This is a genomic window from Dyella monticola, assembly GCF_003363155.1.
GTDB classification, from domain to species: Bacteria; Pseudomonadota; Gammaproteobacteria; order Xanthomonadales; family Rhodanobacteraceae; genus Dyella_B; species Dyella_B monticola.
The window spans coordinates 61,458-77,714 of the sequence record NZ_QRBE01000001.1 but is presented as its reverse complement, the minus strand read 5'-3'; the positions used below and the strand labels follow the sequence as shown (position 1 = coordinate 77,714).

The following is a 16,257-nucleotide window of genomic DNA, read 5'->3' as shown; positions in this document are numbered from 1 at the left end:
CCTCTCTTCGCCCAGAGAGGGAGTTGAAGTGAATCGTTAGCCGCCCTCCCCTCCTTTGGGCAACCATGGCCGGGCGCTCATCCGGCCATGGATTTTCCAGGGAAATGGGAACCGCACGGCAGCAGTTTTTTAGAAACGACCCGATCGAACAGTGGCCGCTGGGTACGTCTAGGACCCGAGTTTGGCGTACAGGCGAACGTTGCTCGCATTGGGTCTGCAGTGTTGCAGGGAACCGATATGACTCATCCGCTTGGCACTTGGGACAGTGGGCGCGTATCCGGTTTCGCCCGCGGCGGCGGCACGATGCGGGTTTGCTCACCTAAGGGCAGTGCAGTTCAACGGCGAGTCGGGTACAACTTCTAACCAGCCTGATTCAGTCGTACCTATTACATAAAGGACAGACCGTGAATCGATTCCGCATGATGGCCGCCCTTGCGCTGATCTATATGGTCTTCGCAATCCTGCTCAATAGCGTCGGGACGGTCATCCTGCAATCGATCTCTACCTTCGGCGTGGACAAGCCGCAGGCGAGCATGCTGGAACTGTTCAAGGATCTGCCGATCGCAGTTACGTCTTTTTTGGTTGCTTCGTTTCTTCCCCTGCTTGGCTATCGGCGCGCGATGATGGTCGCGCTGGGCATAGTTGCCTGCGCATGCGTGCTGATGCCGTTGTATCCGAGTTTCAAAACGACTGAGCTGTTATTCACCTGCGTGGGCGTGTCGTTCGCGCTCACCAAGGTGGCGGTGTATTCCTCCATTGGCCTGTTGACGAACGATCGTAGCGAACATGGACGGCTTACCAACACGATCGAAGGTTTGTTCATGGTCGGCGTGCTGGCGGCGGGATGGCTGTTCAGCGCGTTCGTCGATCGTGCGGATCCGGCCAATCCCGCATGGCTCAATGTGTACTGGGTGTTGGCGGTGATCTGCGTGCTGGTGATCGTATTGCTGGCAACCTCGCAGTTGGACGAATCGGCCGCGCGTACCGAGGAAACCAAGTCGATCCATGGCTCGATCCTGGAAATGATGCATCTGTTTCTGCGTCCGCTGGTGTACGTCTTCCTGGCCTCGGCCTTTCTTTACGTGCTGATCGAGCAGAGCTTCAGCACGTGGCTGCCGACGTTCAACAATGAAATTCTCAAGCTGCCCAACGCCATGAGCATCCAGCTCGCCACCATCCTTGCCGGCGCTACCGCCATCGGCCGGATCGCTGCAGGCCAGGTGTTGCGCCGCATGCGCTGGTATACGCTGCTGAACTTCTGCGTGCTCGGCATGGGCCTGCTGGTGATGCTCACGCTACCGCTCGCACAAGGTGTTGTGCAGCGCGCCCATGTCGGCTGGCTGAACGCACCGGCAGCCGCCTATCTGATTCCGCTGATCGGCGTGTTGATGGCGCCGATTTATCCGGTGATCAATTCGGTAGCGCTGAGCTCGCTGCCCAAGCCCTCGCACGCGGCGATGACCGGCCTGATCGTGATCTTTTCCGCGCTCGGCGGCACGCTCGGCTCGCGCATCACCGCCATTGTGTTTTCACGTTTCGACGGCATCCATGCGTTTTACTTTTCGCTGGTGCCGATGTTGCTGATCCTGATTACGTTGTTTTTCTTCAAGCGTGAAACCGATCGTGCCGGCATCACGACCGCCACCATCACCCTGGCCACCGAATGATTTGAGTGAATCCCATGCGTCACGCTGCACGGAAGACGTTTTCACGCGTTGCGGAAGGGGTCCGCAGGGCACGGTGATGACGATGCCGACACTCTCTCCCGCGCTTCTCGCCGCCATGCAGCAGGTCGTGCACATGTTGCAAGCCGGCGATCTTCGCCGTGCGCATGATCAACTGCAGTCGATTGTCGAGCAGCATCCCGATTACGCCGAAGCCTTGCGCATGCTCGGTGGCATCGAACAAACACTCGGTGATATCGATGGCGCCGAAGCGCTACTGCGCAAAGCCATGGCCGCCGATCCAGGCTGGGCGCCCACGTGGGCGTCGCTCGGCGAACTGCTGCTCAACAGCGGCCGCCCGGACGAAGCATTGCCCCTGCTACGGCGCGTGGCGCCGCGTCTGCCACACGCTGCCTTACTGCTCGCACGCTATTACAACGATCAACAACGTCCGGCTGACGCGCTGGCCGTGCTTGCGCCGTTATGCGGTGCCGGGTCCGTTCCCCCAGAGCTGACCGCGCAGCACATCGCCGCATTGGTCGCGCTTGGGCGGCATGACGAAGCCATCACCTTTTATCGTCAGCGGTCGGACGCCTCGCCCGACGATCCCGCCGCCGCACACGCATTGGCCATGGCGTTGACGGCGGCCGCAAAGCACAGCGAAGCCGAACGCGCCGCCCATCACGTCATCGAACGCGGGCACCGCACGGCTGCCGCGTATTTCACGCATGCAAACAGCCTCATTGCCCTGGGCAAACTCGAATCGGCCGAAGCAGCCCTGCGCGACTGCCTGCATCAGGATCCGCGGCATATCGAGGCACACGATCATCTCGCTCGGCTGGTATGGATGCGCACGGGTGATCGCGCGCACACCACAGCCGTACTCGATCAGGCCTTGCAGCGGTTCCAAGGCGATGAGGCGTTGCTCGCGGCCAAGGCAGCTATTTTGCAGGGCGCGGGCGATGCGCGCGGTGCGTATTTATGCCTGGCGACCTCGGCGACGCATGCACAGGCCACGCCGACGCTGCTGGTACGCGCCGGACTGGCCGCACTGGAATGGGACCCACCCATCGCGCTGGCACTGGCCGAGCGCGCATTGCAACGATCGCCCTCTGCGGCAGCCGCGCAAAACTTGCTGGCTGCCGCGCTGCTGGGCACGGGCGATGCGCAACGCGCGTTGAGCTACTGCGAAGCACTGCTGACCAACAACCCGGATGATCAGTATCTGATCGCACTGCAAACCACCGCGTGGCGTCTGCTCGGCGACGAACGCTACAGCGTGCTTTGCGATTATCCGCAGCTGGTTCGTGCACAAACCCTGCAAGCACCACCGCAGTGGTCGGATCTTCACGCTTATCTTGCCGACCTCAGACGCAGCCTGGAACGCCTGCACAATCCGCACGGCCATCCACTGTTGTTTCAATCGTTGCGCGAGGGCACGGAAACCACCGGTGACCTGACGCGCCACGCGGACCCCATCATCCAAGCATTGTTCGAGGCATTCGACGCGCCGATCCGTGCCTACCTCGCGCACATCGGCCACGGTTCGGACCCCTTGCGTCGCCGCAACCGCGGGGTTTATCGCTACAACGGTGCCTGGTCGGTACGGCTGCGCAGCGCGGGCTATCACACCAATCATGTGCACCCGCGCGGCTGGATTTCCTCGGCTTTTTACGTGGATCTGCCCGACGGCATGGCCGATGCCTCCAGCACGGATGGCTGTCTCGCGTTCGGCCAACCCAGCATCATGACGACGCCCGCTTTGCACACCCAATACATCATCCGACCCGAAGCAGGCCGGCTGGTTTTGTTTCCTTCTTATTTCTGGCACGGCACCGTCCCTTTCCACAGTGAGCAAACGCGCCTCACGGTAGCCTTCGATGTGGTTCCTGGAGAACCGGCATGACACGGCGGCACAGGCTGCTCGCGTGCCTGGTGCTGGTTGCCGGCAACGTGTTTGCGGCGACCGATCCGAGCTTTCTTCTCACCGCCTCATCCAAGAACTGGGCGAACTATTTCCCCGGCCAACTCGGCAATGGCTATGTCTCCACTCTCACCGCGCCGCGCGGCACCGAAGGCAATCTCGCCTATATGACGGCGTTCATGGATTACGCCCAGGGCGATGTGTCACGCCCCGCGGCGGTTCCGGGCTGGACCGGCATCGATTACAGCACCGGCTCCTCGCGTGCCGGAGAGTTCTGGTTGAACCAGGTGGATATCGATGGCCACCGCTTCCAGAACTATACGCAGACGCTAGATATGTATAACGGCGTGCTGACCACGCGTTACAACTACGTCGATGGCACTAAAGTCACCGGCATCGAAGTGAAGACCTTCGTCAGCCAGGCATCGCACCATCTGGCTGTGACACAGTTTTCGATCACGCCCGATTTCGATGGCGACGTAAAACTTTCCTTCCAGACTGACCTGTGGGCGCCTCATCAACCCCGCTTCGCGCTGGGCAAAATGGATGGGCCGCAGATGCAGGAAGCGGTGTTCGCCAACAATTTGAAGCTACAGCCGATTGCGCCGGCGACACCCGATCGCGCACCGCTGTGGTATCACGGCGATACGCACGTACTGAGCGCCGACGGCGACACGTCCGCCCTCACACTTTGGCTGCAGGGTAAGGCCGAACAAGGCGCACGCATGGCGCAAGCTGTGGCGCTTGGCGTCCCGAAGGACGCACATATCAGCCACGCCGAGCGCTATCGCAGCGACTACCGCCTGGCGCTGGATCTGCGCGTGGCTGTGCAAAAGGGTCGTACCTACACCTTCACCAAATACGTGGCGATGTCGCGCGATGGTTGGGGCGGCGCCGATGCCATGCAAAATCTGGCGCAGGCAACCGCCGCGCGCAACAAAGGTTTCGGCGCCTTGTTGGCCGAACACGAAGCGGCATGGCATACGCTTTGGCAGTCGGACATCGAGATCGACGGCGATCCGAAGGCGCAGCAGATGGTGCACTCCGACCTCTACTATCTACTGTCCAATGCCGCCCCCGACACGTCCTGGCCGATCGGTGCCTGCGGCATGACACCGGGCTACACCGGCCATATTTTCTGGGACAGCGACACCTGGGTTTTCCCCGCGCTGCTGCTACTGCATCCGGATCGCGCCAAATCGCTGGTCATGTACCGATCCCGCACCTTGGATCAAGCCGAGCAGCGCGCGCGTGCACGCGGCTTGCGTGGCGCGATGTATCCATGGGAAGCCGATCCGGACAACGGCAGCTCGCAAACGCCGCATTTTGCGTGGGTCTTGGACGAACGCGAAATCCACGTCAACGCCGACATAGCCATTGCTCAGTGGCAGTACTACGAGGCCACGCAAGACCGCCAGTGGCTGGTGCGGCACGGGTGGCCGGTGATTCGTGCGGTGGCTGATTTCTGGGCCAGTCGCGCCACGTACCACCCCGCCAAGCAACGCTACGACATCGACCATGTCACGTCGGTCGACGAAGACTACAGCGACGTACCCAACGACACCTTCACCAATGCCGGTGCACAAAAAGCGCTGCGCATTGCCGCGAAAGCCGCCGCCATCGTTGGCGAAAAACCTGATCCGCATTGGGCGCAGGTCGCCGATGGGCTTCACATTCCTTTCTCCAAGGAGGGCGACCATTACCTGGATTTCGATGAAACCGTCGCGCACGATCTCAATACCTGGGGCGGCAGCAGCCTGCCCGGCCTGAGTCTGCCGGCACTGGATGTGCCCATGAGCAAAGAGGTTCGCGCGCGCACCTATGACTACGCCATCACACCGATCAAGCAATCGCACCGCGAACCCAACAGCATGGGCTATCTGCCACTTTCCATCTCCGCCGCCATGGCCGGTTATACGCGTGATGCCGAGCGGTGGTTCCAAAGCTACGTCGACGCCGACGTGGTCAAGCCGCCGTTCAACGTACGCACGGAAACCGCCAGCAACAACACCGGCTATTTCATGACCGCCAGCGGGGGCTTTCTACAAAACCTGCTGTACGGGTTCACCGGCCTGCGCATCCAGGAACAAGGATTGGAGCAGGCATATCCGCCCATGCTGCCCGTGCATTGGACGGCAATGACGCTCAAGCACATCACCTTCCGCGGCAAACAGATGGACATTACGCTCAAACGCAATGCCAACGGAGAGGTCATACTCACGCGTCAGGACTTATGACGTAAACCCGTGAGCGGCAGCCAACCTGGCGCCGCTCGCTTCGTTTTGGGGAACCCGCATGAAACACCTCGATCACCGCACCCTCGCCAAATCCAGCGCAAAGCTCCTCACTTTCCTGCTCACGGCCTCGCTGGTGGCCACCGTTTGCGCCGCCCAGCAGCCCGACCCGGCCAAGACGCGCGCGTATATCGATAAAGCCTGGGCCACGCTCACGCGCTCGCAAACCGAATGCAAGTCGTTGGTCGATCCGAAGATAAGAACGCGACCGGTGCTTTATATCCCGGCCCAGTTCAAGGTGCCGCCCGAACTGCTGCAGACGCAGAAGCACTGCAATGTCGATATTCACACGCTGCCCAAGCCTATCGAACAGCTTGGCGACGTCGACGCCACCAAGCTGCCGGTGCAAGGCTTGCTGTATCTGCCGCATCCGTACGTGGTCCCCGGCGGCTTCTTTAACGAAATGTATGGTTGGGACAGCTATTTCATCGTACTGGGCCTGGTCGCCGACCACCGCATCGAGATGGCGCGCAACATGGTCGACAACGCGCTGTTCGAGGTGCAGTACTACGGCGGCGTGCTCAACGCCAATCGCACTTACTACCTCAGTCGTTCGCAGCCGCCCTTCCTCACCCAGATGATGGTGTCGGTGCTCAACGATCCGGCCAGCTTCGGTCATGCCGACGAAAAGCGCGCGTGGCTGGAAAAGGCTTATCCGCTTGCCGTGCGCAATCACGACATCTGGACGCGACCGGAACACCTCGCCGGCAACACGGGACTTGCACGCTACTACGACTTCGGCAGCGGCCCCGTGCTGGAAGCGCAAAGCAGCGAGTTCTATCTGAGTGTCATCAAATGGCTGCTTGCACATCCCTCGGAAAACCCCGGCTACCTCATCAAAGCATCCGAACATCCTGACGATGCCGAGGCCGCGCGCCTGAAAACCGAAAGCTGTGACGTGCGCGCTTCGAAAGTCTGTGCGGGCAACTGGATGGGTGGCTACCGCCTCACGGCCGACTACTACCACGGCGATCGCGCCATGCGCGAATCAGGCTTCGATACAAACTTCCATTACGGCCCCTTCGGTGGTTCCACCCACCATTACGCCGATGTGAGCTTGAACAGCCTGCTCTATCGCTATGAGATGGATCTGCACGACTTCGCGCAGCAGCTAGGCAAGACCGCCGACGCGGAGCACTGGGCGCGAGCTGCCGCTGCGCGCAAAGCCGCGATGAACACCTACCTCTGGCGGCCGGAGCTGGGCATGTACCGGGACTACGACTTCATTGCCGGCAAACCCAACGATGCACCCTATCTCACCACGTTCTATCCGCTTTGGGCCGGCGCTGCATCACCTCAGCAGGCAGCCTCCGTGCACGGCAAGCTTTCCATTTTCGAGCTATCCGGTGGCTTGGCCATGGACAACCGGCCCAGCGGCGCGCAGTGGAATGCTCCGTTCGGCTGGGCACCAACCAACTGGCTCGCCGTTGCCGGCCTGGATGCCTATGGCTTTCATGACGACGCGCACCGCATCGCAGCCAAGTTCAGCGCAACAGTGGATCGCAGCCTTGCAGCGGATGGCACCATCCGCGAGAAATACAACATGGCGCAAGGCAACGCCGATGTGAAAGTAAGCGCGGGCTACACCGCCAATGTGATCGGTTTCGGCTGGACCAATGGCGTGTACTTGAGGATGGAAGAAATTTTGAGCGGCACGAAGACGAAAGCGGCCGCTACGTCGGCACCTTCACCGTGATGTTCAACACTGCGATGTTTAAACCCGTCGCCCCCGGCACACGCGGAGAAGGGCCATGGATGGCCCTGTTTTGAGGAGCGAGGAAAACCAGGGCCTGGTGGCTTGCAGGGGTTCAGCGTTGCTGGGCCCCGGCGTTCGCCGGGCCGATGGGCCGTCAAACATCGCTTATTTTCGCGGCGCCACCATGCGCGATCCACTGGTGCAGCCGGGGTTGTCGCCGGCGTTGCTAGCCCGATTTCCGCTAATGCTGCTGATCACCGGCAGCCGCGACATGACCATCAGTTCAGTCCAGCAGTGGCTTGACAAAGCCGGCGCACAGACGGAGCTTCACGTAAGGGAGGTGTGGGACATTCGTTCTTTCCGATCCACAGCTGCCCGATTCGCAGGATGCGTATCGCGTGATCGCCCGGTTTTTCCTCAACCACCTTGGGCATTGACGTACATAAACCAACGGCGCTTTGCCACATGCAGGCAAGCGAGTATCCTGAACGGTAACCCACTTTCGCCTCCCCATCATGAGCCAACAGACCGTCCTGGTCATTGACGACGAACGCGATATCCGCGAACTCCTGACGATCACACTGGGTCGCATGGACCTTAAGGTCGACGCTGTCGGCACGGTCGCTGAAGCGCGTCAGGCGCTGTCCGAGCGAGGCTACGACCTGTGCTTCACCGACATGCGACTGCCCGATGGCAGCGGCCAGGAGATCGTCGAACTGATCGCCGCCGACTACGATGAAACGCCCGTCGCGATGATCACCGCCTACGGCAACGTTGACGCCGCCGTCACGGCGTTGAAGGCCGGGGCCTTCGACTTCGTCTCCAAGCCGGTGGACATCCAGATGCTGCGCCGGCTGGTGCGCACCGCGCTGAAGCTGGCCGAAGAGAAGCGCACCGGTGTCGGCGCCGGCCCCGTGGCAACCAACTCGGGCGAGCGCCTCATCGGTGACTCCAGCGCAATGCAGCAAGTGCGCAACACCATCGTCAAGCTGGCCCGCAATCAGGCGCCGGTTTACATCGCCGGTGAATCGGGCGTCGGCAAGGAACTGGTGGCACGACTGATCCATGAGCAGGGGCCACGCGCAAGCGGACCGTTCGTGCCGGTCAACTGCGGCGCCATCCCGTCCGAGCTGATGGAAAGCGAATTCTTCGGCCACCGCAAAGGCAGCTTCACCGGCGCGGTCGCCGACAAGGAAGGCCTGTTCCAGGCGGCCCACGGCGGCACGTTGTTCCTCGACGAAGTGGCCGAGCTGCCCTTGCACATGCAGGTCAAGCTGCTACGCGCGATCCAGGAAAAAGCCGTGCGCCCGATCGGCGCGCGCGAAGAGGTCGCGGTGGATGTGCGCATTCTCTCGGCCACGCACAAGAATCTCGCCGCCCTGGTGGACCAGGGCCAGTTCCGCCAGGACTTGTTCTACCGCATCAACGTCATCGAGCTGCGCGTACCGCCGCTGCGCGAGCGCCGCGGCGACGTGCCGCTGCTGGCCGAATACGTACTGCGTCAATTGGCCGCCAAGAGCGGCGGCGGTACGCCCGTACGGTTGCTGCCGGAAGCGCGCCAGGCGCTGGAGGATTACGACTTCCCCGGCAACGTGCGCGAACTGGAAAATATCCTGGAGCGCGCCGTGGCGATGTGCGATGGCGACCGCGTCGATGCCAGCGACCTGATGCTGCCGCAACGCCCGCCACGCCACGCGGCTGACATCGGGGCGGCTTCGCCGCACGGCCATCATGCGCCGCCGGCCTACGCGCAAGCTCAGCCATCCGCCAGCACACCGGCGGCGCAGACACCGTCCAGCGAACTGCCACTGGATGACTACATCAGCAACCTTGAGCGCACTGCGATCATGAAAGCGCTGGAGGAATCGCGCTACAACAAGACAGCCGCCGCGCGGAAGCTGGGCATCACGTTCCGCGCGTTGCGATACAAGTTGAAGAAGCTCGGGATTGATTGAAGCGCGCGCAATGAACACCCTCTCCCCTGCGGGGAGAGGGTGCAAAAAGCATTGCTAATGCCGCGGCTTTTCCTTGCCTTCGCGCAAGATGTCCTGCACCGCGCGCAATAGTGCTCGCGTGCCGACGGGCTTGTTCAAGCGGCGCACGCGGTTGCCATCGGGCATGCGCAATTTCGGTGAATCGGACAGGTCGTCCGCACGACACAGCACCACCACGCCGCTGCAATAGCCGTATTGGCTAAGCGCGGCCAGCGTACGCTCGCTGGTAAACAGGCTCATGTCCCCGTCCATCACCACCAGATCGGGCAGGCCGCAGGCTTCGATCCATTGCAGCGCGGCGGTACCGCTCTGGCTGCCATGCACTTCGTAGCCCCACGCATCGAGGGTGTCGCTGAGCAAGGTGAGCTGGCCGGCTTCTTCCACCACCAGCAAGACGTGTTCGGCATTGCCATGCAGCGCGGCATCGCCATCGCTGAGCTCAGGGGTATCGGAGGTGGGATGCAGCAGCGGAATGTACAGATCGAAACAGCTGCCTTCGCCCACGATGCTATCCATGCGCATCACGCCGCCATGGCTGTAGACGATGCGGCGGCAGGACAACAAGCCCAATCCGGTACCGCCGTCCTTGGTGGTGAAGAACGGCTCGAACAGCCGCTTGCGCACCTCGTCGGTCATGCCCATGCCGGTGTCAGTGACGGTGAGGCGCACGTAGTCGCCCGGCTGCGCATCTTCATGCTCCAGAAAGAATGCTTGCTCGAGCTTGGTCTTGCACGTATTCACGCGCAGGATGCCGCCGTTGGGCATCGCCTGGATCGCATTGAGGCAAAGATTGAGCAGGCATTGCTGCAGCTCGGTGTGGTTGCCGTCGAAGGTGAGCTGCGGATCGGCGACGTCGATGTCCAGTGTCACCGTGCGCGGCACGCTGCCTTGCAGAAGCAGCGACAGCGCATCGACCAGCGCTTGCACTTTCACCTGCTCGGCGCGTCGCGCACCCCGCGCGAACGACAGCATGGATTGCACCATTTCCAATCCGCGCCGCCCGCAATCGCGCACCAAGGCACCCAGGCGCGCCAGCCGCGGATCGTTCTGGTAATCCTGCAGACTGTCGCCGGCCAGCAGCAACGGCTGCAGCAAATTGCGCAAATCGTGGCTTAACCCGCCGGCCAGCATGGCGAGGCTTTCGAAACGCTGGATGCGAATCAGCTCCGCCTCGGCACGCGCACGCGCGCGCTGCTCATCCGCTTCTCGCATTGCACGGCGCACGGCGCTCGCCAGGCGCGCGGGATTCTGCTTGAGGATGTAGTCGGTGGCGCCTTCGCGCAGCGCCGCAATCGCCGCTTCTTCACCGAGCGTGGCGGACACGTAGATGAACGGGATATCCATGCTGTGATCGCGCAGCAGCTCCAGCGCGCGCTGCCCGGAAAAGCCAGGCATGCTCAGGTCCGATAGCACGATGTGCGGCGCGAAATCCTTCAGCGTCTGCACGTAGGCCGGTTCATCGTCGACCAGGCGTACGTCGTAATCGATGCCGTCGGCCTGCAGCTCGGTCAGGACCAGCTCCGCGTCAAGCGGGCTGTCCTCCACCTGCAGGATGCGTATCCGCGGCAACGAGCGTTGGAGATTGGACTTGTCCGGCATCCAATCATCATATGTCAATGCGCCGTAGACGGTAGGGTCCATGGGCATGCGTCTCACTGCGGGTCGGGCGATTGGTTCAAAACACCCCAGAACTGTCCAAGCGTGCGCACCGCCTCGAAAAATTGCTTCACATCCACGGGCTTGATGACGTAAGCGTTTACGCCCAGATCCCAGCTCCGCGCCAAGTCGCTTTCCTCCCGCGAGGAAGAGAGGATCACCACCGGCGTGCGCCGGAACTGGTCATCGGCGCGCATCTGCGTGAGCACGTCGAGCCCGTTCATGCGGGGCATTTTGATATCCAGCAGCACCACGATAGGGTCATCGCTGGTGCGGCCCTCGAAGGCGCCGCGCGCATACAACCAATCCAGGCAATCCACGCCATCTTCTACGTGCACCACCGGATTGGCGAGATTCGCCTCGCGCAGCGCGTCCAGCGTCATTTCGGCGTCGACGGGGCTGTCTTCGACCAGCAGGATGGGGCGCAGAGGGTTGTGCTTCATGGCGATGCCGTGGGTGGTTCGATGGCCGATAACGTGAAATGAAACCGGGCGCCGTTGCCTGGTTCGCCTTCCGCCCAGGCGCGGCCGCCGTGGCGCATCACGATGCGCCGGACGTTGGCAAGGCCAATACCGTTGCCGGGGAACTCGCTGGCTTTGTGCAACCGTTGGAATACACCAAAAAGTTTGTCTACGTAACGCATATCGAACCCTGCGCCGTCGTCGGCGACGGTGAATTCGTAGTCGCCGCCGTTACTGCGCTGCACGGAGACGTCAATATGCGCGACCTCGCGCTGGCCGGTGTATTTCACGGCGTTGCCGATCAGGTTCTGCCACACGGTGCGCAGCATGTTCTCATCGCCCACCACCACCGGCAGAGGGTCGATGCCCCAGACGATGCTGCGCCCGAGTACCTCCGATTCGGCCAGCGCACAGCTTTCTTCCACCAATGCCTGCATGTCCACCGCCTGCAGCCGCAGGGCACCACGGCCAAGGCGCGAAAAGACCAGCAGATCCTCGATGAGTTGCGCCATGCGATTGGACGCATCGCGGATCACGCCCAGGTAATGCAGCGCGGTGTTGTCGATGCCCTGGCCCAGATGCCCTTCCAGCTTCTGCGCGAAAGCGGTGATGTGGCGCAGCGGCGCGCGCAGGTCGTGCGAAACGGAATAACTGAACGCTTCCAGCTCGCGGTTGACCTCGGAAATCTGCGAAACCTTGTTCTCGAGCTGATGATTGAGTTCCTTCACCTGCTGCTCGACCAGTGCGCGTGCGGTGACGTCGCTGACGGTAAGCAGCAGCACGGGGCTCTCGCTGTCCTGCTGTTGCAGGCGGCGCGCGTTGATCACGGCATGGCGTTCCACGCCATCGATGGTGCGCTGAATCAGCTCGAAATCCCACAGTTCGCGATCGCGCAGCAGCACGTCGCGCAGGCGCTGCATCAGCACTTCATCGCTCCAGGCGCCTTGCCCCACATCTTCCAGGTAGTCGGCACGGCTCTCTTCGGACACGCCGTAGAGCTCGCTGAAGGCCGCGTTCACCAGCAGCGTGCACAAGTTGTGGTCCAGCAGCGCGATCGGTTCGCGCACGGCCTGCAGGATCATCTGCGAGCGCTGGATGGCTTGGCGTTCACGCGCTTCGGCCTGCGATCGTCGCCCGATCTGCCGCTCAGACACCACCACCACGATCATCAGCATCAGCAACTGCGCGATGGCGGTGAGCGTCAGCACGAGGCTGCTGTCGTAGGACTGTTTCCGGGCCGCGTCGTAGCGTTGCTGCAGCGTCTGCTCCGCGTTGGCGACGACCTTGTCAATGATGTCATCGATGCGGAACAACCCGTTGGCATCGCGCAGGGCCTGCTCGGCGCCAGCGCGATCATTGAGCCGATAGCGCTGGATCGCCTGATGCAGCAGCGCCAGGCGCCCGTTCTCCACCGCACCCAGTTGTTCCACCAGATGTTGCTGCGTGGTGTTGTCGCCGCTTATGCGTCGCAATTCGTCCAAGAGCCCTGGAATGGCCTCCTCGGCGCCCACTGCCACCGCTTCGGCGTGACTGTCAGGGTCATCGGCCAGCAAATGCTGGATCGCCGATTCGGCATCGTGCGTCTGATCGGCGATACGGTAAGCCAGTGCCTGGACTTCCGCCGAGCGGGTGACCAGCTCACCGGCCTGGAACGACTCCTGCGAGCTTCCCCGCGTGATCAGGTACGGCAACGCCACGATGACGATCACCGCGAGCAGCAAACCTCCGGTGCGCCAGGGTATGGCTGCCATTTGTCGCGCTCCCCCCGGAATCATCGACTGCCCTTGATCCTTACGTGCTTCGGCATGATGCATGCATTCTGAGCATGTTTTGCGCCCGCTTACCAGTGTGAGAGGGCTTCACTTACATGAAGACCTGCCTGGAGCGATTGCGCGGCCCGGCAAGCTAGTTTTCCGTCACCCAAAGGGTGAAGCACATCACAGGGCGCCTGCTTCCTGCCTGCGAGCGCGTCGGTCCTACACAGACAGACGCGCCCGCTACCGCACCCTACCGCGAGTAGGCGCTCATCGCCGCCGGACGTGCCGAAATGTCCCGGCCCCATGTCGTGTTCGGCTGCGCCTGCATCGTGAAGTGCAGCTCGCCGCCGGCAAGGATGTCCGAATGCTTCAGATACACCCGATCGAGCGGCTTGCCGTTGAGCGTGATCGCGCCCACGTAGGGGTGCGCGTCATCGAGCGGCGAGGCGGTAATCGTGAACGTGTGGCCATTGCTCAAATGAATGGCCGCGCGCGGCACGAACGGCCGGCCGATGGCGTATTCGTCGCTGGCGGGCGTGACCGGATAGAAGCCCAGCGCGGTGAAGATATACCAGGCGGACATCTGGCCCAGGTCGTCGTTGCCGATCAGGCCCGCCGGACCTGGACCGTATTCGTTGTCCATGATCTGCTTCAGGCGCTGCTGCGTTTTCCACGGCTCGCCGGCGTAGTCGTAGAGGTAGGCAATGTGGTGGCTGGGTTCGTTGCCGTGCGCGTACCAGCCGATCAGGCCGGTGATGTCTTCCACGTTCTTGAAGATGGAGGGATCGACCTTGGCGTCGAACAGCTCATCGAGTTTGTGCGTAAAGGCCGCATCGCCACCCATCGCCGTGATCAGGCCCGCAACGTCCTGCGGCACGTACCAGGAGTACTGCCAGGCATTAGCTTCGGTGTAGTCGTCGCCGTAGCCGGCGCTGGTGGGATCGAACGGTTCGCGGAACTTGCCGTTAGTCAGGCGCGCGCGCATGAACCCGGTTTTCGGATCCCACACGTTGCGCCAATTGGTGGCGCGCTTTTCGAAGGTGTTGAAGATGTCGTGCTTGCCCAGTGCCTTGGCCATCTGCGCGATGGCCCAGTCGTCATAGGCGTATTCCTGCGTCTTGGAACCACCCTCCACTTCTTTGTCGATGGGCACGTAGCCGATCTTCATGTAATCGGCCAGATCGCCGTAATCGCCATAGGTGGCGGTGGATACCATCGCCTTCATCGCCTTGTCGGCATCGAAACCGCGGATGCCCTTGATGTAGGCATCGGCAATAATCGCTACCGCGTGGTAGCCGGTCATGCACCAGGTTTCCAGGCCTTGATAGGCCCATACCGGCAACATGCCGAACGGGCTCGCCTGTTGTGAGGCGATCAAGGAGCGCACGAAATCGGTCATGCGATCGGGGTGCAGCAGGATCAGTAGCGGTTGCTGCGCGCGGTACACGTCCCACATCGACCAGCTCGAATAGAAATCGAAGCCATCGGCGTGATGCACCTGATGATCGGGGCCGCGGAATTCGCCGTTGACGTCCATCGCCAGGTTCGGCGCGATCATGGAGTGATAGAGCGCGGTGTAGAACTGCGTACGCAAGGTCTTGGAACCGTCCACGTCGATCGGCGCCAGCGCTTTGTTCCACGCCGCCGTGGCGTCGCTGCGCTGCGCATCGAAATTCCAGCCCTGACCATCCTGATCGAGGTTGGCAATGGCGTTGGCCTCGCTGATTGGCGAAATCGCCACTTTCACCAGCAACGGTTGCTTGAGCTGGCCGAAATCGAACACGCCCTCGAGCGCGCGGCCATTCTGTGCGTTGCTATCTTCCGGCTGATTGCCTGGGCCCTTGAAGCCGTTGTAGATGAGACCGGTTTCGCGGTTGTAGAGCTCGCGCGAGGTCATCGGCTGATTGAAGCGCATCGCAAAACACAGTTCACGGCCCGGTGCCCAGCCGCGCGTGGTGCGGCAACCGGTGACGGTGCCATCTGCGCGCACTTGCAGGTTCGACCACAGCACCTTGCCGGTGTAGTCGTAGATGCTGGGGCGCAGATCGAGCAGCAGGTGTGCCGGCTTGCCGGCCGGGAAGGTGTAGCGGTGCCAGCCCACGCGACGGCTGGCAGTGAGCTCGGCGCGCACGCCGTAGTCGCTGAGCGTGACGGCGTAGTAGCCCGGCTGCTCCACCTCTGTGTCGTGACTGAAGCGCGAGCGGTAGCCGCTGCCGGGCACCTTCTCGTCACCCGGATCGAGCTTCACGTCACCGGCGATCGGCATGACCAGCACATCGCCCATGTCCGAATGCCCGGAGCCGGAGAAGTGCGTGTGGGAGAAGCCCATGATGGTGGGATCGTTGTACTGATAACCCGCCGCCCATTTGTAGGCGTGCTTGAAATCGGGCATCGCCGTATCGGGCGAGAGCTGGATCATGCCGAACGGCACCGTAGCACCGGGGAACAGGTGGCCATCGCCCCCCGTTCCGATGCGCGGATCGACTTCGGAGGCGTGCGGATCGCTCGCCTGAGCTACGGAAGCGATGCCCAGCGATGTCATGATGAGCACACAGAGAGAGACGCGAATCAGGCATTGCTTCATGGGGATCGGGGCCTGTTAATGTGTTCGGTCAAGCGGATGTAGCGCCGCGAAGCGCCATGATTGGGCTTTTGTCCTTCCAGGGACAGGGCCGGTCGTGGGGTCGGGCGATTTGGATCGTTCCAAACGCCGGGCAAGCTACCATCTAGGGAGAGGGCTGGCATGCTGCAGTGCAGGATCACTAACGTGCCGGTTCGGGTACATTTGGATCGTTCCAAAAGCGAGGACCT

General features: G+C 62.0%; 9 protein-coding genes. 5 read left to right on the top strand and 4 right to left on the bottom strand.

Features of this window, described 5'->3' with window-relative positions; genetic code table 11:
* Positions 1-419 precede the first annotated feature (419 nt).
* From DWU98_RS00315 to DWU98_RS00295, 5 genes are all read left to right on the top strand, one after another.
* Positions 420-1,667: an MFS transporter gene (locus DWU98_RS00315; protein ID WP_115493498.1), complete on the top strand. Its 1,248-nt coding sequence runs from the start codon at positions 420-422 to the stop codon at positions 1,665-1,667.
* Positions 1,668-1,749: 82 nt separating this feature from the next.
* Positions 1,750-3,570 carry a tetratricopeptide repeat protein gene (locus DWU98_RS00310; protein WP_158544915.1) on the top strand — a complete coding sequence of 607 codons (1,821 nt, stop codon included), beginning with the start codon at positions 1,750-1,752 and terminating at the stop codon, positions 3,568-3,570.
* The gene (locus tag DWU98_RS00305) at positions 3,567-5,825 is read left to right on the top strand and encodes a glycoside hydrolase family 65 protein (RefSeq protein WP_115493496.1); all 2,259 of its coding nucleotides are present in this window, start codon (positions 3,567-3,569) and stop codon (positions 5,823-5,825) included. The genes DWU98_RS00310 and DWU98_RS00305 overlap by 4 nt, the downstream gene beginning before the upstream one ends.
* Before the next feature lie 58 nt (positions 5,826-5,883).
* The gene (locus tag DWU98_RS00300) at positions 5,884-7,578 is read left to right on the top strand and encodes a trehalase family glycosidase (RefSeq protein WP_115493495.1); all 1,695 of its coding nucleotides are present in this window, start codon (positions 5,884-5,886) and stop codon (positions 7,576-7,578) included.
* Positions 7,579-8,093: 515 nt separating this feature from the next.
* A complete protein-coding gene (locus DWU98_RS00295) occupies positions 8,094-9,533 on the top strand; it encodes a sigma-54-dependent transcriptional regulator (protein ID WP_115493494.1) in 1,440 nt (479 codons plus the stop codon).
* A 54-nt stretch (positions 9,534-9,587) separates the two neighbouring features.
* On the opposite strand, the gene DWU98_RS00290 is transcribed toward DWU98_RS00295, so the two are convergent.
* The 4 genes from DWU98_RS00290 to DWU98_RS00275 all read right to left on the bottom strand — a co-directional run bounded on the left by DWU98_RS00290 (position 9,588) and on the right by DWU98_RS00275 (position 16,030).
* Positions 9,588-11,171, bottom strand: a complete 1,584-nt coding sequence (locus tag DWU98_RS00290; RefSeq protein WP_196239461.1) for a response regulator — start codon at positions 11,169-11,171, stop codon at positions 9,588-9,590.
* A gap of 53 nt (positions 11,172-11,224) precedes the next feature.
* Positions 11,225-11,671, bottom strand: coding sequence for a response regulator (locus DWU98_RS00285; RefSeq protein WP_115493493.1), 447 nt, complete (start codon positions 11,669-11,671; stop codon positions 11,225-11,227).
* Positions 11,668-13,440, bottom strand: coding sequence for an ATP-binding protein (locus DWU98_RS00280; RefSeq protein WP_115493492.1), 1,773 nt, complete (start codon positions 13,438-13,440; stop codon positions 11,668-11,670). Before DWU98_RS00280 ends, DWU98_RS00285 begins: the two co-directional genes overlap by 4 nt.
* A 256-nt stretch (positions 13,441-13,696) precedes the next feature.
* The gene (locus tag DWU98_RS00275; RefSeq protein WP_115493491.1) at positions 13,697-16,030 is read right to left on the bottom strand and encodes a GH92 family glycosyl hydrolase; all 2,334 of its coding nucleotides are present in this window, start codon (positions 16,028-16,030) and stop codon (positions 13,697-13,699) included.
* Positions 16,031-16,257 lie beyond the last annotated feature (227 nt).